This window comes from Mycobacterium sp. NGS45, assembly GCF_059812645.1.
In genome coordinates this window covers 69003-88532 of the sequence record NZ_JCALDB010000006.1, presented here as the reverse complement: position 1 = coordinate 88532, position 19530 = coordinate 69003, and the positions used below count along the sequence as shown (strand labels likewise).

Sequence of the window (19530 nt, the reverse complement as noted above, 5' to 3'; positions counted from 1 at the left end):
CACTGCCCGACGCTGCATCCGCCCTGCCGGTGCGCTCAAATCCGGATGGATTCCGGCTCGCTGCCGTAAGTTCTCCTGCGGGCGGGGCGCACGGAGGATGGAGCTGAGCATGACTGTTTCGTTGCGTTGCGTTCTGACCGCCGCGGTCACCACGACGGCCGCCGCCGCGATCGCGCTGGCGCCCGCAGTGACGCCGGTTCCAGCGCCGGTACCCGCAGCGGTGGCCAGGCCCATCACGCTCACCGCGTCGACAGCGTTGACCGGCCTGGTCAACACCACGCTGTGGCAGTCTGCCCCGGCACTGACCGATCAGGCAGCCACCGCTGCGGTCGACATCGGGCCGCAATCTGTCGCCTCCGACATCAACAGCGCGATCAAGAACGTCTACAACTGGGGCGAGCCCTGGGTGGAATGGGGTTTCGACGTGGCCGCGTGGGCGGTCGGATGGGTGCCCGTGGTGGGGTGGCTGGCTGGACAGATCCCGATTCTCTACCAGTTCGGGGAGTCCATCGTCCGCAGCATCGTGTTCAACCTCGATGATTGGATCTTCGGGCCGGTTCCCTTCTTCACCGGGCTGGGCAACGTCGCGAGCGACACCTGGGACGCGGTCATCCAGCTGGCGAACAACGAGATCAACTGGCTTTTCGGGTGGTTGCCACCGCTGCCGCCGGTTCCGCCGCTCCCGTTCACCGCTACCAGCACGGCACTGTCGGCCGGCCCGGAGCTGTCTGCGGCGTTGAGTTCCGGTGGGTTCGGAGCGGAACTGACCCAGTGGCTCCGCGATGTCACGGCAACGCCGACCGACCTGGATATCTCTGCGGCGTTGGCCACCGGTGAACTTCGCGATCAGCTGGCTCAGCTGCTGCGCGAGGTCACCGCAGCGCCGATCAGCCTGGCCGACCGCGCCGCCGAGTTCGCCGAGCGGGTCCGGGCGCTAACCACACCGGCCGCCCTCGACGCACCTGATGCGGGCGCCGTCGCCGAACAGCTCGACGACCCCGTCGAGCAAGCGAACGACCCTGTCGAGCTGAACGACCCTGTCGAGCTGACCGCCGATCAGGGCGACCCGGACCCGGCCCCGCCCGCGGTTAGCGCACCGGTCACCGACGCGCCGGCCGACCGCACAACGGCTGGGCCACCGGCCGGACTGAGCCTCACCCGCATCGGCTCGCCCCGCAAGCTGCTGCGCGAGGCGCTGCGCGCCGCGCCGAAGACGTCCGACACCACGGCAGTGCCGCAGATCCGGCCCGAAGTTCAGCTCACGCCCAAGCGTCCGGACGCGCCGAGCGCCACCGTGGCGGAACCGAACGCGGCGGCCAAGGTCCGCGCCACACCGGGTGAGCGCTTGCAGCGCATCGCCCAGGCGCCCGGCAAGGTGTTCAAGCGTGTGACCGAAGCTGCCGAGCGGGCCACCCGCACCAGCACCGGCGTCGGCGAGGCCACTGCGGAGAAGGCGCCGCGGCGCACCCCGCGTTCGGCCACCACGGACTGACGGTCAGCCCGCGGCGGTCTGCGGGCGCCACAGCCACCACGCGGCCGGTCCGGCGCCCACCAACACCAGCACCAGACCCATCGCGCCGGTGCCGCCGAACACCACATCGGAGCCCGGCCCGCCCACCATCAGCAGCATGACGGTGGCCAGCCAGGTCCACAGCGGCAATGCGGCCAACCGAGGTTCGGCGGCCCAATACTTGGCGGCCCACACCAACACCAGATTGACCAGGCCGGCGAGCACCGCACTGATCGGGAACGGGATCGCGCCCAGATACGAGGGCAGAAACAACGCGGCCATCAAGGCGCACAACACGCCATCGATGGCCAGCAACGTCAAGACGACGATCCGCAGGACCGGGTGGGTCCCGTCGTCGACGTCGTCGCTCAGGTCGGGACGCTGTCGAGCAACGCCACCAAGGAACCGACGACCCACTGATAGCTGTCCATCCGATCCTGCCAATGCTGCTGGTTGGGGTCCAGATCCTGGTCCATGACCGTCCTTCTTCCGATGCGCGCTGCGAAGGGAAGCCTACCGGATGCGAGTAGCCACTACTCGTGTGTCCGGCGATCACTACTCGAAGACTCCATAGCTGGTTCCGTGACCGTCCGCGCCTCCGTAACTTCGAACCAGACCACGTCAGCACGACCCGGGAGGCACCGATGCACAACCGAGTATGCGCCTCACCGATCGCCCAAATCACCGGCGGCGACGGCAGTTCCGGACGCTCGTCACTACGCGTCGGCTGCAAACGCAAGGCCTGGCCGCGGCAGGGTCGCCGCGAGATGCGGGGCTGAGTGCCCGAAGACTTCGCCGGCGGGACCGTGGAGGGGGCGGTCTCGCCGGCGATTTTCTGTTGCTAGACGTTCAGGCCGGCCAGCAGATCGGTTTCCCAGCCGCGCGCATCACGCTCCCCGGGCGTTCCGGAGACCAGCACATAGTGCTCTTCCGCGATGATCGGCATGGCCAGGTTGTTCGACAGTGCGCCGGCCCGACCGGTCGGTCCCACGCTCACCTGGGTGGCATGTGCACGTAGCGCGGCGATCTTGGCGGCCAACCCGTCCTGGGCTTCGACCACCGCGGTGATCTGCTCGTCAGGGAAACCGAAGTCGCCGAAGTCACCCAACTGCTGCCAGTGCGGCAGCAGGTCGGCGGCTTCGAGTTGGGCGTTGGCCGCATTGAGGGCGCTGCGTGCGGTCACCGTCCAATAGAACTTGGGCACCGACCAGGGCTGTCCGGCAAAGTCGGTACCGGCCGCGGCCTCAACCGCCGCGGTAGTCACTTGATGGGTCCGGATGTGGTCGGGGTGGCCGTAACCGCCGTTGGGGTCGTAGCTGACCACCACATGCGGGCGCCGCGTCCGGATTACCTCGACCAACTCGCCGACCACCTCGCGCTCGTCGGCGTCTACGAGACGTTGGCTGCCGGTACGCGGCGGGGTGCCCGCCATACCCGAGTCCCGCCACCGGCCGGCCCCACCGAGGTAGTGCGGCGCGCCGACGCCCAGCGCCTGCAGCGCCGCGGTGAGTTCCCCGATCCGGTAGCCGCCGAGTTGGTCAGCGTGGTCGACGGTCAGCCTGGCCCACTGTTCGCCGATCACCTCACCCTCTTCACCCAGGGTGCAGGTGACGACGTCGACGTCGGCGCCGCGGGCGGCGTAATGCGCGATGGTCGCACCGGTGGTGATGGTCTCGTCGTCGGGATGGGCGTGCACGAACAGCAGACGCGGTCGCTCAGCGGGCATCTGCTGAGCCTAGTGAGGTCCCGACGCTGGTTCCATGACGGCTGGACCCGGCCCGGCCGCTACGGATTTCGGCCGGGACGCGTCCGCCGAGGGCCGCGGTCGCCTATCGTCCTATCGTCGGGCCACCGCGATACCGCGGTCCGATCTGCATCGATCGACCAGAAGTGAAGGAGCACGCCTTGAGGAACGCTACGGCGCTGACGGCGGCTGCGGCCGCGACGTTGGCTTCGATTGGCTTCGCCAGTCCGGCCGCCGCAGAAGGTTTCGAAGGCGTCTACCTGATGGACATGGGCGAGGACGAGCCGTCGACCTGGACGGTGCGGCCCTGCGTCGACGATCCCAACGATCAGCCGTTCATCCCGTGCGTGCGAGTCGCCGACTCGGGCGGCGTGTACGCGCCGTGGGAAGGCGAAGCGCACCTGTCGGTGGGCAGCTGGACCATGCGGGTGCCCCGTGTCGATGCATTGACCTGCGACGACGGCACCACCCTGCCGGCCGACGTGACCTACTCCTGGGACGCCATCACGCTCGAGGGCCAGCTCGGCTTCTTCTTCACCGGCGGCTGCGACGACGCCCCGCCGCAGAGCCTGTCGGCGCCGTTCTACCTGACCCCGGTCGGCAGTGCGCCTCCGGAAGATCTCGCACCGGCCGACCTGTCCCCGGATGTCCCCGTCGAAGCCGACGAGCCCGCTGCCGATGCCCCGGCCGAGTCCGAGGAGCCGGCCTCGGCTGCCGCCGCCGAGTCTGCCGATCCCGCCCCAGAAGCCCCCGCCGAGCCCTACAGTGCAGAAGGGACGGGGTAGTAAATCGTTCCTTGGGGGAATAATGGGTGTTTGCCAGCAATTTGGGTTGACCACCGGATTGGCCGTCGCAGCGGCCGGCGTCATCGCGATCACTCCGGTGGCACCACCGACCGTCGAGGCTCAATCGCAGACTCGGTACGCCGCACCGCAGCTGATGGCGGTGCAATACGACGACGGTGCGCTGGCTTCGGCGGCGTTGTCGGCCGAGCGCATCCTGGGCACCGTCGCGTTGGCACCGTTGAGCCCGGCGATCGCCGCAGTGGCGTTGGTGATCGGCGATGATGCGTTGTTGCGCAATGTGATTCGACAGGCCATCGATGCTCCACTGTGGGCGCTGGACCCGGCCATCGACGCGATCGCCGAGGTGCTGCCCGAGGAGTTGGGTGGCGGCACCGATCACGACCCGTACACGACGGATGACGAAGACGGCGCGATCATGCAGTTCCGCAGCGAGGTGTTGTGGGCGGGCTTGAGCGATTTGCGTGAGGCGCTCGGCGTCGACGGCGACATGCCCGACAATCCGTCGTCGGTCGTGGCGGCCGGTTTTGCCAAGTCGGCCGAAAACCTGGCCACCGCGTTGATCGGCGCACCGCTGGGCATTGTCCCGATCACGGCCGCGATCCTCGACCGTGACCGCGGCGCCCTGTACGACGCGCTGGAGGCTTACATCGATGCGCCGTTGTACATCATCGACCCGGCCTACGAGGCCGTGGCGTCGGTGATCAGCCCCCCGCTCGGCGGCAGCAACGGGGATCCCACGGATCCCGATGACGACGGCGCCATCATGCAGTTCCGCAACGAGAAGCTGATCGGTGCCCGCAACCAGGTCCGCGACGCGGTGGCCGATGCCCTGGGCGTCGATCGCAACGCCGACCCGGCCGAGGCCTCGACCACGCTGGTCGCCCGCGAAGCGGCGGACCCGGTCGAGGCCAAGACCACGCCGAAGGTGCCGGGCAGTTCGTTCCTGGGCAAGTTCTCACCGGGCGCACAACAGCCCGATGCCGAGCGGCCGGGTAAGCTCACGGTGCGCAACGGACCGGTCGCCACAGCGGTCAAGGACCGGCTGGCCAGCGCCAACGAGCGCGCCACCGCGACCGCCAAACGACTCGACACCGCGGTCAAGAAGGCCGCCAGCAAGGTGTTCAAGAAACCCGACACCAAACGGGCCGTCGCCAAGACGCCAGCCGCCGAGGAGTGAGCACCACCCGTCGCGTGCCGGCTACTGCTGCACCTTCACCCAGTCGCCGGCATTGCCGACGATGCCCACCGGCACCGCGCCGGACAAGTTGACGTTGGACACCGTCGGCCCGGTCGCCACGATCGTGGTGTCCTGCAGGATCGGCAGCACCGTCCACATCGACCACAGCTTGGGTTCGACGAGTTCGATCACTTCGTCGATGGGTTTCGAACCATCAAGGGCCGCACTGATATAGGGCTGAATCGAGGAGTCACACACACCGGTCAAGTTGGACGGCGCCTGCACCAGGGCACCGGAGTCCGGCGGTGGCGCCTCCGGGGTGGTGGTCGCCGGCGTCACCGGTGCCGTGGTCGTCGGCGCGGTGGGTGGTGCGGTCGGCGTCGTCGCGGTGGTCGGGGGCGCACCCGAGGTGGACACCGCGGTGGCCTCCAGGGCCGGGCAGCCGTAGCGTGACGCGAGCGAGGTGGCCAGATCCCCGCCGGCTGAGTGCCAGCCCACGATCGCGTCGATCTTGTTGGTGGCCAACGCCTCTCCGTAAAGCATCACCGGATCCAGCGCCGACACCGACGCCGCGATCCCGACGTTGCGCAGTTCATCGGCCGCAGTGTTGGCCACCGCGACCGACGTCGGGTCGTTGGCCGCAGCGCCGATCACCAGCGACAACTGGTTGCCGTCCTTGCTGATTCGGCCGCGGGTGACCTCGGGGGCGGGTGCGGGCACGCCGGGTGTGGGCTCGGGCGTCGCAGTCACCTCACGTCCGACGGTGTATCCGGCGGCTTCCAGCAACTCGAAGGCGGCCTCGCGGGTCAACGCGGGCGGCGCGGTCGGCACGTAGCCGGGGTCCGAGGGTGACCGCACCTGGGCCTGCGCCAACGTCACGGTGTTGTCGCTGCCGGCGCCGACGGCGGCCAGCAGGTTCATGTCCAGCAGTCCGGCGATACCCTTGCGCACCTGCGGGTCGGCGAGATGCGGTTGCTGACCGCGCAGCGTGATCTGCATGACGCGCGGTGTGACGATCCGCGAGGTGCGCACATCCGGAATGGCCGACAGCTGCGCGAAGGCCGCGGCGCCGCCGTGCACCTGAGCCACCTGGGTGTCCCCGTTGCGCATCGAATCCGCAAGGGCCGCAGGCGCTCCCGCGCGCCGGAAGAGGATCTGGTCGGGTTTGGCCGGCGGCCCCCAGAACCGGTCGTTGCGCGCGAGCAGGATCTCGTCACGCTGCGGGTCGATGGTGTCCACCCGGAACTGGCCGCCGGTCACCGGCAATGCGCGGGCCAGCCCGGCCAGGAAACCACCCGGTACGTCCTTGACGATGTGCGCGGGCAGCAGGTTGTTGAACAGTTCGCGCCAGGCCGGGTAGGGCTGCCGGAAGGTGACCACCGCGGTCTTGCCGCCGTCGATCGACTGCACACCGGTGATCAGGTCGTAGCCGGCCGGGTCCACCACGCCGGGTTGGCTGACCATCTGGCGCCACAAGTACCAGAAGTCGTCGGCGGCGATCGGCGCATTGTCGGTCCAGGACGCCTCGGGCCGCAGCTTGTAGGTGATGGTGAACGGCTGCTGACTGGTCACCTCGGCCGAGAGCAGCAGGGTGTTGTCGATCTCCCAACGCGAACCGGCCGGGGTCTTGGCGTCGGCCACCGGACGGAACGCGCTCGGCAGCACCAGCGCGCTGATCGCGGCGTTGACCGGGGACTGATCGGACAGCAGGTGCGGATTGAAGCCGGCACCGATGTTGTCGATGCCCATGATGATCATGGTCGCTTTCGGCGGGGGCGGGGTACTGGCATCGGCCGTCTCGGTGCTCTGCGGGGCCGGCGGCGGGCTGACCGTGCAACCCCCGGTGACCAGCGCCGTCAGCAGGGCAGCGCACACGGAGAGGCGTCGCAGGGCTGTCGGCACGGGTTACAGGGTATCGGCCCGACTCGCCGACCCCCGGTAGCGATCGCCGAGATGGGCGATGTCGTGCGGACCCGGCTACCTGCTTCCAGGCCGGTCCGGCCTGGGCCGGGACCCGTCCAGAGCGACGACTGCACACCTCGAGGACGGCCCCTGACCTTTCCTGCACTGCGCCTGAGGGCACCATCCAGAATCGCGGCGCCATCGATGTCAGCTACGGACCTCAGCTGCTCAGCAGTGCTCGCAGCCGCGCCAGCATGCGCTCCGGATACCGCCGCACGTCATCGACGGTGATGGCCAGGACCCGCCAGCCCGCATCCTCGAGCGCGGCCCGCCGTTCGTGGTCCCGTCGCATCTCCTCCGGACTCTTGTGGTGGTCGTAGCCGTCGTACTCGACGATCACCTTTGGTACCCGCCACGCGAAGTCCACTCGCCAGACCTTCCCCGACCGATCTGAAATCCGTAGCTGCAACTCGGGCTCGGGGATACCACCGTCGTGCATCACCAGCCGGGCCTCGCTTTCCATTGGCGACTCGGCCTCTGCTCGCGCCAGCGGGACCAGTTCCCGAACCTGGGCGATGTTGTGCAGGCCCGCCTGGGCGTCGCAGGCCTGCATGAGGCCCGCGGCCTGGCAGGTCTTACTACGCAACGCCGCATCGAGGGTGGCTAGCGCCCGCGGCCGCTCCAGACGACGGGCCACGTCCACCGCAGTCCAGGCGGCCTCGCTCACTGGTCGGCCCCGCACCGTCGTCAGCGGCACACCCTGCCTGCGGTGGACCGCCAGATACGGGCCGTCGCGCAACTGTCTCCCGGCCGGATTCAGCACGTGCAGCCGCTTCGGGTTCTCGATGTCGAAGCCGTGCACGCCGGCCGCGGTGTGCAGGCACACCGCAACGCGTTGGCCACAGCGCAGATCCAAACCGCGCAACCGCACAGCATTCGCGGGCTCGCCCAGGCAGTAGATGCCCGGCCAAATCTTCACCAGCTCACGTTCGCGGACCAACCGTTCCATTACCCGTCGCCCGAGGACCGCACGGATCTCCGCGAAGCGAGCCACACCGTCGCTTTGGGCCATCAACTGTTGGAGTTGCTCCATGTCGGCATGTTCTGCGTTGGGCGGCGCAGAAGCCATTCAGTGCGAGCGGTCCTGTGGAAAACCTGGCGGGCCGTCCCCAATGTGCAACCACTGCACACGAATTGGCAGTTTCACGTGCACTACCCGCACGCAGTGTGCAAGGAGGGTACGCCGAACAGCAGTTTCACGTGCCCTACCCGCACAGAGTGTGCAAGGAGGGTACATCTGCGTGCCCTACCCGCACAGAATGTGCAAGGAGGGTACGCCTGGGCGCAGTTTCACGTGCCCTACCCGCACGCAGTGTGCAAGGAGGGTACATCTGCGTGCCCTACCCGCACAGAATGTGCAAGCACGGTACGCCGAACAGCAGTTTCGCGTGCACTACCCGCACGCAGTGTGCAACCAGGGCACGCCCTAACCCTGGTTGGCAGCTGCCTTCGCCCGGGCCTTGGCACGCGCCCGCAGGCTGGCGGTCAGCTCGAGCTTGCGCACCCGCACGATCTCCGGGGTGACCTCCACGCACTCGTCGGCCGCGCAGAACTCCATGGCCTGCTCGAGATCCAGCTCGAGCGGCTTGGCCAGGGTTTCCATCACGTCGGCAGTCGAGGACCGCATGTTGGTCAGCTTCTTCTCCCGGGTGATGTTGATGTCGAGGTCCTCGGCGCGCGGGTTGATGCCCACCACCTGGCCTTCATAGGTTTGCTGCCCGGGCTCGACGAAGAACTGGCCGCGGTCGGCGAGTTGGATCATCGCGAACGGCGTGATGGCCCCGCTGCGGTCGGACACCAGCGAGCCGGTGTGCCGGGCCCGGATCTCGCCGGCCCACGGCCGGTAGCCCTCGAACACCGCATTGGCGATGCCGGTGCCGCGGGTCTCGGTCAGGAAGTCGGTGCGGAAGCCGATCAGCCCACGGCTGGGCACCACGAAGTCCATCCGCACCCAACCCGCGGCGTGGTTGGTCATCTGCTCCATCCGGCCCTTGCGCGCGGCCATCAACTGGGTGATCGCGCCGACGAACTCCTCGGGACAGTCGATGGTCAGCTCCTCGAACGGCTCGTGCAGCTTGCCGTCGACCTGCTTGGTGACCACCTGCGGCTTGCCGACGGTCAGCTCGAAGCCCTCGCGACGCATCTGCTCCACCAGGATGGCCAGGGCCAGCTCACCGCGGCCTTGCACCTCCCAGGCGTCCGGCCGGCCGATGTCGACCACCCGGATCGACACGTTGCCGACCAGTTCGGCGTCCAGTCGGCTCTTGACCATCCGCGCGGTCAGTTTGTGCCCGGACACCCGGCCGGCCAGCGGCGAAGTGTTGGTGCCGATGGTGACCGAGATGGCCGGCTCGTCGACCGTGATGCGCGGCAACGCATGCGAGTTGTCCGGATCGGCCAGGGTGTCGCCGATCATGATCTCCGGAATACCGGCGACCGCGACGATGTCGCCGGCCACTGCCTCGTCGGCCGGGGTGCGTTCGACGCCGACGGTGCGCAACAGTTCGGTGATCTTGGCGTTGGTGATCACCGGCGAACCGTCGACCTCACGCATCCAGGCCACCTGCTGGCCCTTCTTGATCTTGCCGTTGTAGATCCGGATCAGCGCCAGCCGGCCCAGGAACGCCGACGCGTCGAGGTTGGTCACCAGCGCCTGCAGCGGTGCCTCCGGGTCACCCGACGGCGGCGGGATGTTCTCCATCAGCACGTCGAACAGCGGGTCGAGGTTGCCGCCGTCGGGCACCTCGCCGTTGGCCGGCTGGGTGGTCGAGGCGATGCCGGCCCGGCCCGAGGCGTACAGCGTCGGCAGGTCGAGCGCCTTCTCGGCCGCGGCCTGGGCTTCGTCGTCCAGGTCGGAGGCGACGTCGAGCAGCAGGTCGTGGCTTTCTTCGACCACTTCGGCGATCCGGGCGTCCGGCCGGTCGGTCTTGTTGACCACCAGGATCACCGGCAGATGCGCGCCCAGCGCCTTGCGCAGCACGAATCGGGTCTGGGGCAGCGGGCCCTCGGAGGCGTCGACCAGCAGCACGACGCCGTCGACCATGGACAGTCCGCGTTCCACCTCGCCGCCGAAATCGGCGTGGCCGGGGGTGTCGATGACATTGATCACAGTGACGGTGCCATCGGCGTGGTGGCGGTGCACTGCGGTGTTCTTGGCCAGGATCGTGATGCCCTTTTCGCGCTCCAGGTCACCGGAGTCCATCACGCGTTCTTGGGCCTCGCCCCGCTCGGCCAAAGCGCCGGATTGTCGCAGCATGGCGTCCACGAGGGTGGTTTTGCCGTGGTCGACGTGAGCGACGATCGCGACGTTTCTAAAGTTGGGACGAGCAGTCATTCCGCAAATTGTTGCAGCGCGGACCCATGATCGCGAAACCAGAAGCATCCGCGAGCGGAAAGATCACGTGAAGCCAGAGAAGTTGGCCAGCCTCAAACCGAAGAAGAAGTGCTGCCGCAGCAAGCCTCGGTGCAAGCGTTGCCCGGTGGTTCTGAACAAGGTGCGCAAGGCCGAGCTCAGCGGCATCCGGGGCAAGGATCTGGAGAAGGTGTTCAAGCGCGCCCGCAAATCCTGAGCCGGCCGGCACCGGCGGGCGTAGCGTGAATTCAGATGGTCTTTGACGCAGCTGGAGGTGCTGAAATGACCGGTTTGGAGATGCTCGGCCTGGCATTGATCGTGCTGGTTGGCTCGGCCGCAACGGTCGCCGTCTATCTCGGATTACTCAGCTATTTCGGTGGCTTCCACTTCGTGCACTGCCGGACCTGTCATCACCTGACCGGTTCGGAGTCCGAGGAACCGGCGGCATCGTGTGTGCACTGCCGCCATCCGCGGTTGATGCACCCGTTCTACGCCTCGCACCATCGCGACGCCCCGGTGCGGGTACTGGCCGATTCGCTGCACTACTGAGCGCTGACCACGCTCACCAACCGCGCCGGTGCGGCTGGGATCCCACCAGCTCGGTGCCGCGCGCCACGTCCCGGCTGCGGTAGACGATGTAGGGCCGGAACAGGTAGCCGATCGGCGCGCTGAAGGCGTGCACCAGCCGGGTGAACGGCCACAGACAGAACAGCGCCAGCCCGATCAACACGTGCACCTGGAAGTACATCGGGGCCAGCGCCATCAGGTCACCGCGCGGGTCGAGCACCCAGATCGAGCGGAACCAGATCGACACCGTCTGCCGGTAGTTGTGCTCCTCGCCCACCAGCCCGGAACCCAGCGCGGTGGCGCACAGCCCGGCCACGATCGCGGCCACCAGCACCACGTACATCAGCTTGTCGTTGGCCGTGGTGGCCATGAACACCGGCCCGTTGGTGCGGCGCCGGTAGATCAGCAACGTGATGCCCAACAGCGTGCAGACGCCCGCGATCGAGCCCAGCGTGACTGCCTGGATGTGGTAGGCGTGCTGACTCAAACCGATTGCGTCAGTCCAGGTTTGCGGAATCACCAAGCCGATGAAGTGGCCCGCGATCACGACCAGGATGCCGAAATGGAACATCGGACTGGCGATCCTCAGCACCCGGGCTTCGTACAGCTGCGACGATCGGGTGGTCCAGCCGAACTTGTCGTAGCGATACCGCCAGAAGGTCCCGACCGCGACGACGGCCAGCGTCACGTACGGGATGGTGTTCCAGAACGCCGCACCCATGGCTACCCCACTTCCTCGGTGCGCCGCGGCGGCACCGTCAGCGTGAACGGCTGCAGGCCCACGGCTTCGGCCGAGGGTCCTTCGGCGGCGAGCTTTCGCGCCCGGCGCACCTCGGTGTCGGTGGCCGACGGCAGCGTGGCCACCACCGCGGCGACGACGTCGGCGTACGGCGAGCCGCGCTCGGCCAGCGCCGCGGCCAGGATGTCGATCGAGACCCGATGCTCGACCAGTAACGTGCGCCCGACCTCGGGGTCGACGCGCGCGGCGAACTCCAGCACCACCGCCAGATGGTCGGGTGATTCGTCATCCGGCGGTGCGGCACCGGCCTGTCGATAGGCGGTCACGAAGGCGTGCATGGCGGCTCCGCGGTTGCGGGTGTCACCGGCGATCCAGTAGGTGAGGTACATCGTGGTGCGTCGAGCCAGGTCGAAGGTGGCCACGTAGTCCGCGGCAGCCGCGGTGGCATCCAGGGCCGACAGCGCGGAGTGCGCCCGGGCCAACTGCTCGCGCGCCGAACCGTCGATGTGGCCGAGCAGTTCGGCGACGGTCTGCAGCCGGACCGCACGGGTGTCGTCGGGGTAGGCCAGCAGCAGTGACGCGGCCTGCCACACCGCGCGATGACGTTGGCCGGAGCGCGCCCGCGACAGCAGCCTCATCGCCCGTCTCCGTCCGGGAACATGCCGTCGGGCACGCCGCGACCATCCCAGTTCAGCAGGTTGACCCGGGACGGCTCGCTGGCGTTGGCAGCCATCCCCTCGCTGGTCTGCCGGTGCTGCAGCGCGTGGAAGGTTTCCACCGCGATCGGCACCGGCCCGCCGCTGGCCTCACCGAACGGTCCGGACTCATACATTCCGGGCCCGCCGTCGAAGTCCAGCGAGCAGCCAGGCTCCTCGACCATGCCGCCGGTACTGGCGTAGGCGCTCGGAATCACGTAGCGCTCATCGTATTTCGCCAATGCCAGCAGCCGGTACATGTCATACATCTGCTGTTCGGTCATGCCCACCGCGGCCGGAATGTGCGCCTGGGTTTCGCGACCCAGGTTGACGTCGCGCATGTAGGAGCGCATTGCGGCGAGTTTGCGCAGCACGTCGGCGACCGCTTCGGTGTTGCCGGCGGTGAACAATCCGGCCAGGTATTCGATCGGGATGCGCAGCGCTTCCAGCGCGCCGAACAGATTGCCCAGTTCCTCGCCGTCGTGACCGTCCCGGCTGACCGCGTCGACCACCGGCGACAGTGGCGGGATGTACCACACCATCGGCACCGTCCGGTATTCCGGATGCAGCGGCAGCGCCACCTGATAGGTGTTGATCAACGCGTAGACCGGTGAACGTCGCGCGGCGGCAATCCATTCTGCGGAGATGCCCTCGGCGCGTGCGGCCGCGATCACCCGCGGATCATTGGGATCCAGCAGGATCTCGCGCTGCGCGGCGTAGAGCTGTTGCTCGTCTTCCACCGAGGCGGCCTCGAGCACCCGGTCCGCGTCGTAGAGCACCAGGCCCAGGTACCGCAGTCGGCCCACGCAGGTCTCCGAGCACACCGTCGGCAGGCCCACTTCGATCCGCGGGTAGCACAGCGTGCACTTCTCGGCCTTGCCGGTCTTGTGGTTGAAATAGACCTTCTTGTACGGGCATCCGGATACGCACATCCGCCAACCGCGGCAGCGGTCCTGGTCCACCAGCACGATGCCGTCCTCGCTGCGCTTGTACATCGCGCCCGACGGGCAGGACGCCACACACGACGGGTTCAAGCAGTGCTCGCAGATCCGCGGCAGGTAGAACATGAACGTCTCTTCGAGCTCCAGCTTGATCTTCTCGCTGACCTGCTGCAGCACGGTATCTTTCGGCACGATCTCCGGTGAGCCGCCCAGATCGTCGTCCCAGTTGGCCGACCACGACACCTTCATCGGCTTGCCGGTGATCAGGCTGCGTGGCGGCGCGACCGGGATGTGCTCACCGAGCGGAGCCGAGGTCAAGTTCTCGTAGTCGTAGGTCCACGGCTCGTAGTAGTCGTCGATCGAGGGCAGCTTGGGATTGGAGAAGATCCGGGCCAGCTTGGCGAACCGGCCGCCGTCGCGTAACCGCAACCGGCCCTTGCGGTCCCGGATCCAGCCGCCCCGCCAGCGTTCCTGATCCTCATAGGTACGCGGATATCCCAGTCCTGGACGGGTTTCGACGTTGTTGAACCACACGTACTCGGTACCGGCCCGGTTGGTCCAGGCCTGCTTGCACGTCACCGAACAGGTGTGACACCCGATGCACTTGTCGAGGTTCATCACCATCGCCATTTGGGCCATGACCTTCATCGGATCACCCGCATCAGTACTTGACCTCCTGGGATCGACGTCGCACCACCGTCACCTCGTCGCGCTGATTGCCGGTGGGGCCCAGATAGTTGAACGCGAAGGCGTTCTGCGCATAGCCGCCGGCCAGGTGGCTGGGTTTGATCAACAGCCGGGTCAGCGAGTTGTGGATGCCGCCGCGGGTGCCGGTGGTTTCGGTCAGCGGTACGTCGATGGTGCGTTCCTGCGCGTGGTAGACGAACACCACGCCCTCGGGCATCCGGTGGCTGACGATCGCACGGCACACCAACACGCCGTTGCGGTTCACTGCCTCCACCCAGTCGTTGTCGGCGACTGCGATCTTGTCGGCGTCGGCCGGGCTCATCCACATCGTCGGCCCACCCCGGGACAGCGACAGCATGAACAGGTTGTCCTGGTACTCGGAGTGGATCGACCACTTCGAGTGCGGCGTCAGATAGCGCACGGTCAAACCGATCCCGGCCGCGTCCGGCTCCCCGACGTTCGGTTCGCCGAACAGTCGGGCCATGTCCAACGGTGGCCGGTAGATCGGCAGTTGCTCGCCGAGTTCCTCGAGCCAGTCGTGGTCGAGGTAGAAATGCATGCGGCCGGTAAGGGTGTGGAACGGTTTGAGTTCCTCGATGTTCACCGTGAACGGCGCGTACCGGCGGCCACCGGTCTCGCTGCCCGACCACTCCGGGCTGGTGATCACCGGAACCGGTTGGGCCTGGGTGTCGGCGTAACTGATCCGACGTTCCTCACTGCCTTCGGCCAGGTGCACAAGGTTGCGTCCGGTGCGCCGTTCGAGTTCCCGGAAGCCCTGCACCGCCAACCGGCCGTTCGACGTCCCGGACAGCGTCAGGATCACATCGGCCATCCGCTCGGCCGTGGTGATCGCCGGCCGGCCTTGGGCCGGACCGGAATCGAGTACCCCGAATTTGGCAGCCAGAGCGTCCACTTCTTTGTCTGGGTGAGTGGTGACACCCTTGGTGGTCAGGCCCAGCCGCTCGGTGAGCGGGCCCAGCGTGGACCACTTGTCGGCGATCGCGGCGTAGTCACGCTGCACCACCGCGATCGGCCCCATGGTCTTGCCCGGCACCGGGACTTCGCCGGTGGTACGCCAATCATGTTCGGTGCCACCGGGATAGGCCATCGCGCCCGGGGTGTCGTGCTGTAACGTGCCGAGCACGACGTCGGTGCGGGTGCCCAGGTGTTTGGCCGCCAACGTGCTGAAGGCCCGCGCGACCGCACCGAAGGCGTCGAAGTCCGATCGGGTCTCCCACGGCGGGTCGATGGCAGGGCTGAACGCGTGCACGTAGGGATGCATGTCGGTGCTGGACAGATCGGCCTTCTCGTACCAGGTCGCAGCCGGCAGCACCACATCGGACAGCAGCGTGGTCGAGGTCATCCGGAAGTCGATCGACATCAGCAGGTCGAGCTTGCCCTCGGGGATGTCGTCGGTCCAGTTGACATCGTTGGGCCGCAACGATTCCGGCGCCGGATCGGCCTGCACGTTCGAGGTGGTGCCGAGCAGGTGCCGGAGGAAGTACTCGTTGCCCTTGCTCGACGAACCCAACAGGTTGGCGCGCCAGATGTTGAGCACCCGCGGCCAGTTCCGCGGGTCGTCGGGATCGGTGACGGCCAACTTCAGTGCACCGGAGGCGAGTTGCTCGGCGACGTAGGCGCCGACGTCGTCGCGGCCGGCCGCCTGCGCCTCGTCGGCGACGTCCAGGCTGGACCGGTCGAACTGCGGATAGAACGGGCTCCAGCCCATCGCGGTGGCCGACGCCAACACGTCCATGGTGTGCCGGCCGGCGAACCGGCCGCGGCCCACCGGGCTGGACAGCGCGTCGGCCCGGTAGCCGTCGTAGCGCCACTGGTCGGTGTGGACATACCAGTACGACGTGCCGGCCATCTGCCGCGGCGGCCGGGTCCAGTCGGTGGCCATCGCCATGGTCGCCCACCCGGTGACCGGACGGCACTTCTCCTGGCCGACGTAGTGCGCCCAGCCGCCGCCGTTGCGGCCCATCGAACCGGTGAGCAGCAGCAGCGCCAGCACCGCCCGGTAGGTGGCATCGCCGTGGAACCACTGACAGATACCGGCGCCCATGATGATCATCGAGCGGCCACCGGATTCTTCTGCGTTGCGGGCGAATTCCCGCGCCACCCGGATCGCCTGGGCCGCCGAGACGCCGGTGACCGATTCCTGCCAGGCCGGGGTGTAGAGGCCGTCGGGATCGTCGTAGCCGCTCGGCCACTGCCCGGGCAGGCCCGGCCGGGCCACCCCGTACTGGGCCAACATCAAATCGAACACCGTGCACACGAGGTGTTCTCCGACCCGTCGCGCCGGCACCCCGCGGGTGATGGTTTCGCCGTGCCCGTCGAGGGTGTCGAAGCGCGGCAGCGTCACGGCCACACCCTCGGTGCCGTCACCGGCGACGGTCAGCGCGGGGACGATGCCCTGCAGGTCCAGGTTCCATTTGCCGACGCCGGTGTCGCCGTAACGGAAGCCCAGTGATCCCTGCGGCACCGCGACGGTGTCGGTGCGGCCGTCCAACAGCACCGGCTTGAAAGCAGCGTTCTCCTGCTGGGCTGGATCGCCTTCCAGGTCGGCTGCGGTCAGGTTCTTCCCCGGCACCAGGGTGCCGTCGCGATCCTCGAGCTTCACCAGGAAGGGCAGATCGGTGTAGGTCCGCACGTAGTCGACGAAGAACGGAACCCGTTTCTCGACAAAGTTTTCGGTGAGGATGACGTGGCCCATCGCCATCGCCAGCGCGCCGTCGGTACCAGCTGCACACGGCATCCATTCGTCGGCGAACTTGGTGTTGTCGGCGTAGTCCGGGCTGACCGACACCACCTTGGTGCCGCGGTAGCGGACCTCGGCCATCCAGTGTGCGTCCGGCGTGCGGGTCACCGGCACGTTCGAACCCCACATCATCAGGTATGCGGCATCCCACCAGTCGCCGGATTCCGGGACGTCGGTCTGATCGCCGAACACCTGCGGGGAGGCCACCGGCAGATCGGCGTACCAGTCGTAGAACGACGTCATCACGCCGCCGAGCAGCTCCACGAACCGGGAGCCGGCCGCGTGGCTGACCATTGACATCGCCGGGATCGGCGAGAAACCGGCTACCCGGTCCGGTCCGTAGGTCTTGATGGTGTGCACGTGGGCCGCGGCGATCATCTCGGTGGCCTCGGCCCAGCTGACCCGCACCAGTCCGCCCTTGCCGCGGGCCCGGTGGTAGCGCCGGCGCCGCTCCGGGTCGGCTTGAATGTCGGCCCAGGCCAACACCGGATCGCCGAGTCGGGCCTTGGCCTCGCGGTACAGCTCGACCAGCACGCCGCGCGCGTACGGATAGCGCACCCGGGTCGGCGAGTAGGTGTACCAGGAGAACGCGGCCCCGCGCGGGCAGCCGCGCGGCTCGTATTCGGGACGGTCCGGCCCGACCGACGGGTAGTCGGTCTCCTGGGTCTCCCAGGTGATGATGCCGTCCTTGACGTAGACCTTCCACGAGCACGACCCGGTGCAGTTGACGCCGTGCGTGGAGCGCACCACCTTGTCGTGACTCCAGCGGTCGCGGTAGAAGATGTCGCCGTCGCGGCCGCCTTGGCGGGTGACGGTGCGCAGATCCTCGGAGAATTCCCCCGGCGTGAAGAACCGCCCGCTGCGTTCCAGCAGTTCTTCGAGTCGTCCTCCGATACCAGCGGTCATGCCTGCTCCTGCACGGGTTCGCGACTGCGTAGTTTGACAGCCGTATACAGCAATGCCACCAAAGCTGTGGCGACCAGCAAGCCGAGTCCGACCGAGTAGTCGTTACCCTGCTCATTGTAGGTCGCGCCCATCACCAGCGGTGGGAAGTAGCCGCCCAAACCGCCTGCTGCAGCGACGATTCCGGTGACCGACCCGACCGACTTAGCCGGTGCCCGCAACGCCACCCAGGCGAACACCCCGCCGGTGCCGATACCCAGGAACACCGCCAACAAGGTGAATGTCACCGCCGACCAGACATCCGGTGGCGGCTGGAACACCGCGATCAGTGCCATCAGCGCGGTCCCGCCCAGCGACACCAGTACCACGAACTTCGGCGGGATCCGGTCGGCCAACGCTCCACCGATCGGCCGGGCGATCACCGCCGCCAGGGCGAACGCCGCGGTGCGCGCACCGGCGTCGTGGGCGTTGAAGTCGTAGATGGTCTTGATATAGGTGGGCAGATAGTTGCTGAACGCGACGAAGCCGCCGAACACCACCGCATACAGGAAGCACATCTCCCAGGTGACCCGGAGTTTGGCTGCGGACAACAGCTTTGGCAGCACCGGGTCGGTGTTGGCGTGGAAGGTCGGTGCGTCCTTGAGCGCGAAGAAGCCCAGTGCCGCGGTGGCCGCCAGCGCCACCGCGATGATGATGTGGGTTTGCATCAGGCCGAACCAGGTGACGAAGCGCGGCGTGAAGAACGCCGACAGCGCGGTGCCCACCATGCCGGCGCCGAACACACCGGTAGCGAACCCGCGTCGGCTCGGCTCGTACCAATTGTTGGAAAACGGAATGCCGACCGCGAAGATGGTGCCCGCGATGCCCAGGAAGAAGCCGAACAGCAACAACATCGGGTAGGAGCCGGCGGTGCCGGCCCACCCGACCGCCAAGACCGGCAGGATCGAGGCCAGCGTGACGCCGATCAGCATGACCCGACCGCCGAACCGGTCGGTGAGCGGACCGCTGGCCAACCGGCCCAGGGAGCCCACCAGGATCGGGGTGGCCACCAACAGCGACGCCTCGGTACTACTCAGCGACAGATCGCCGGCGTAGGTGGTGGACATCGGCCCGATCAAGTTCCAGGCCCAGAAGTTGATCGTCGAGATCCAGGTCGCCAGCGCAAGGTTCACACCTTGCCCGGCGTACGTGGACGACGGGGCTGCCGTGGTCACCCTGTCAGGTAATCATCACCGTGTTGTGATCGGGTGACATTTGGAGAAACTTCGTTAGGCAAACCGTGATCCAACGCGGCACCCAGTTCCGGCAACCAAGCGGTGTCGGCCGGCACCCAGGCCAACTGGTTCAGTTCGTGGGCCCCTACCCAGCGCAGGGCGCGATGATCGTGCGCGGCGACGGTTCCGGTCACCAGCGTGACCCGGTAGGCGCGCAGCACCATCGTCGCGTTCAACGCGACTTCGGTGCCCAGGCGCGGCCCGACGGCGACGTCGACGCCGAGTTCCTCGCGCAGTTCGCGACGCAGCGCGGCGGCGTCGTCCTCACCCGGTGCGGCCTTGCCACCGGGCAACTCCCACAGCCCGGCCAACTCCGGCGGCCGGGCACGCTGGGCCACCAGCAGGGCGCCGTCGACGATCAACGCCCCGGCCACCACGATCTGGACCGTCATGGCAGCTGACGGTATACCGT

The 19530-nt window shown here is 67.7% G+C and carries 15 protein-coding genes and 1 pseudogene; 5 read left to right on the top strand and 11 right to left on the bottom strand.

Annotated features, from left to right (window positions below; all coding sequences use genetic code 11):
- The first annotated feature begins 109 nt into the window (after positions 1-109).
- Positions 110-1492, top strand: a complete 1383-nt coding sequence (locus AC5Y3P_RS07595; protein WP_500045284.1) for a serine/threonine-protein kinase — start codon at positions 110-112, stop codon at positions 1490-1492.
- Positions 1493-1495: 3 nt separating this feature from the next.
- Here AC5Y3P_RS07595 and AC5Y3P_RS07590 read toward each other — a convergent pair whose 3' ends face one another.
- Entirely contained in the window at positions 1496-1831 is a 336-nt protein-coding gene (locus tag AC5Y3P_RS07590) for a hypothetical protein (protein WP_500045283.1), read from the bottom strand.
- Positions 1832-2351: 520 nt separating this feature from the next.
- Positions 2352-3236 carry an N-acetyl-1-D-myo-inositol-2-amino-2-deoxy-alpha-D-glucopyranoside deacetylase gene (gene mshB, locus AC5Y3P_RS07585; protein WP_500045282.1) on the bottom strand — a complete coding sequence of 295 codons (885 nt, stop codon included), beginning with the start codon at positions 3234-3236 and terminating at the stop codon, positions 2352-2354.
- Between the two features lie 179 nt (positions 3237-3415).
- Between mshB and AC5Y3P_RS07580 the strand changes: the two genes are divergently transcribed.
- Positions 3416-4039 (top strand): hypothetical protein, encoded by a 624-nt coding sequence (locus tag AC5Y3P_RS07580; RefSeq protein ID WP_500045281.1) that lies wholly within the window; start codon positions 3416-3418, stop codon positions 4037-4039.
- A 46-nt stretch (positions 4040-4085) separates the two neighbouring features.
- Positions 4086-5237, top strand: coding sequence for a hypothetical protein (locus AC5Y3P_RS07575; protein ID WP_500045280.1), 1152 nt, complete (start codon positions 4086-4088; stop codon positions 5235-5237).
- A gap of 21 nt (positions 5238-5258) precedes the next feature.
- Here the strand turns inward: AC5Y3P_RS07575 and AC5Y3P_RS07570 are convergent, their stop codons facing one another.
- From AC5Y3P_RS07570 to typA, 3 genes are all read right to left on the bottom strand, one after another.
- Complete coding sequence (locus AC5Y3P_RS07570; RefSeq protein ID WP_500045279.1) at positions 5259-7139, bottom strand: ABC transporter family substrate-binding protein; 1881 nt, start codon at positions 7137-7139, stop codon at positions 5259-5261.
- Positions 7140-7359: 220 nt separating this feature from the next.
- Entirely contained in the window at positions 7360-8232 is an 873-nt protein-coding gene (locus AC5Y3P_RS07565) for a type IV toxin-antitoxin system AbiEi family antitoxin (protein WP_500045277.1), read from the bottom strand.
- Between the two features lie 393 nt (positions 8233-8625).
- A complete protein-coding gene (typA, locus tag AC5Y3P_RS07560; protein WP_500045276.1) occupies positions 8626-10533 on the bottom strand; it encodes a translational GTPase TypA in 1908 nt (635 codons plus the stop codon).
- Positions 10534-10600: 67 nt separating this feature from the next.
- Between typA and AC5Y3P_RS07555 the strand changes: the two genes are divergently transcribed.
- Both AC5Y3P_RS07555 and AC5Y3P_RS07550 read left to right on the top strand, forming a co-directional pair.
- Positions 10601-10768 carry a hypothetical protein gene (locus AC5Y3P_RS07555; RefSeq protein WP_500045275.1) on the top strand — a complete coding sequence of 56 codons (168 nt, stop codon included), beginning with the start codon at positions 10601-10603 and terminating at the stop codon, positions 10766-10768.
- A gap of 65 nt (positions 10769-10833) precedes the next feature.
- A complete protein-coding gene (locus AC5Y3P_RS07550; RefSeq protein WP_500045274.1) occupies positions 10834-11100 on the top strand; it encodes a hypothetical protein in 267 nt (88 codons plus the stop codon).
- Positions 11101-11113: 13 nt separating this feature from the next.
- Here the strand turns inward: AC5Y3P_RS07550 and narI are convergent.
- The 6 genes and pseudogenes from narI to AC5Y3P_RS07520 form a co-directional block, all read right to left on the bottom strand.
- Positions 11114-11848 (bottom strand): annotated as a pseudogene (gene narI / locus AC5Y3P_RS07545) (respiratory nitrate reductase subunit gamma); the annotation flags it as partial.
- Positions 11842-12495, bottom strand: coding sequence for a nitrate reductase molybdenum cofactor assembly chaperone (gene narJ, locus AC5Y3P_RS07540; protein ID WP_500045273.1), 654 nt, complete (start codon positions 12493-12495; stop codon positions 11842-11844). The gene narJ and the pseudogene narI, both read right to left, overlap by 7 nt.
- Positions 12492-14141: a nitrate reductase subunit beta gene (gene narH, locus AC5Y3P_RS07535; RefSeq protein ID WP_500045271.1), complete on the bottom strand. Its 1650-nt coding sequence runs from the start codon at positions 14139-14141 to the stop codon at positions 12492-12494. The genes narJ and narH overlap by 4 nt, the downstream gene beginning before the upstream one ends.
- A 13-nt stretch (positions 14142-14154) precedes the next feature.
- Positions 14155-17847, bottom strand: coding sequence for a nitrate reductase subunit alpha (locus AC5Y3P_RS07530; protein WP_500045270.1), 3693 nt, complete (start codon positions 17845-17847; stop codon positions 14155-14157).
- Positions 17844-19058 carry a nitrate/nitrite transporter gene (locus AC5Y3P_RS07525; protein ID WP_500045269.1) on the bottom strand — a complete coding sequence of 405 codons (1215 nt, stop codon included), beginning with the start codon at positions 19056-19058 and terminating at the stop codon, positions 17844-17846. Before AC5Y3P_RS07525 ends, AC5Y3P_RS07530 begins: the two co-directional genes overlap by 4 nt.
- Positions 19055-19510, bottom strand: a complete 456-nt coding sequence (locus tag AC5Y3P_RS07520) for a (deoxy)nucleoside triphosphate pyrophosphohydrolase (protein WP_500045268.1) — start codon at positions 19508-19510, stop codon at positions 19055-19057. The genes AC5Y3P_RS07525 and AC5Y3P_RS07520 overlap by 4 nt, the downstream gene beginning before the upstream one ends.
- Between the last annotated feature and the right edge of the window lie 20 nt (positions 19511-19530).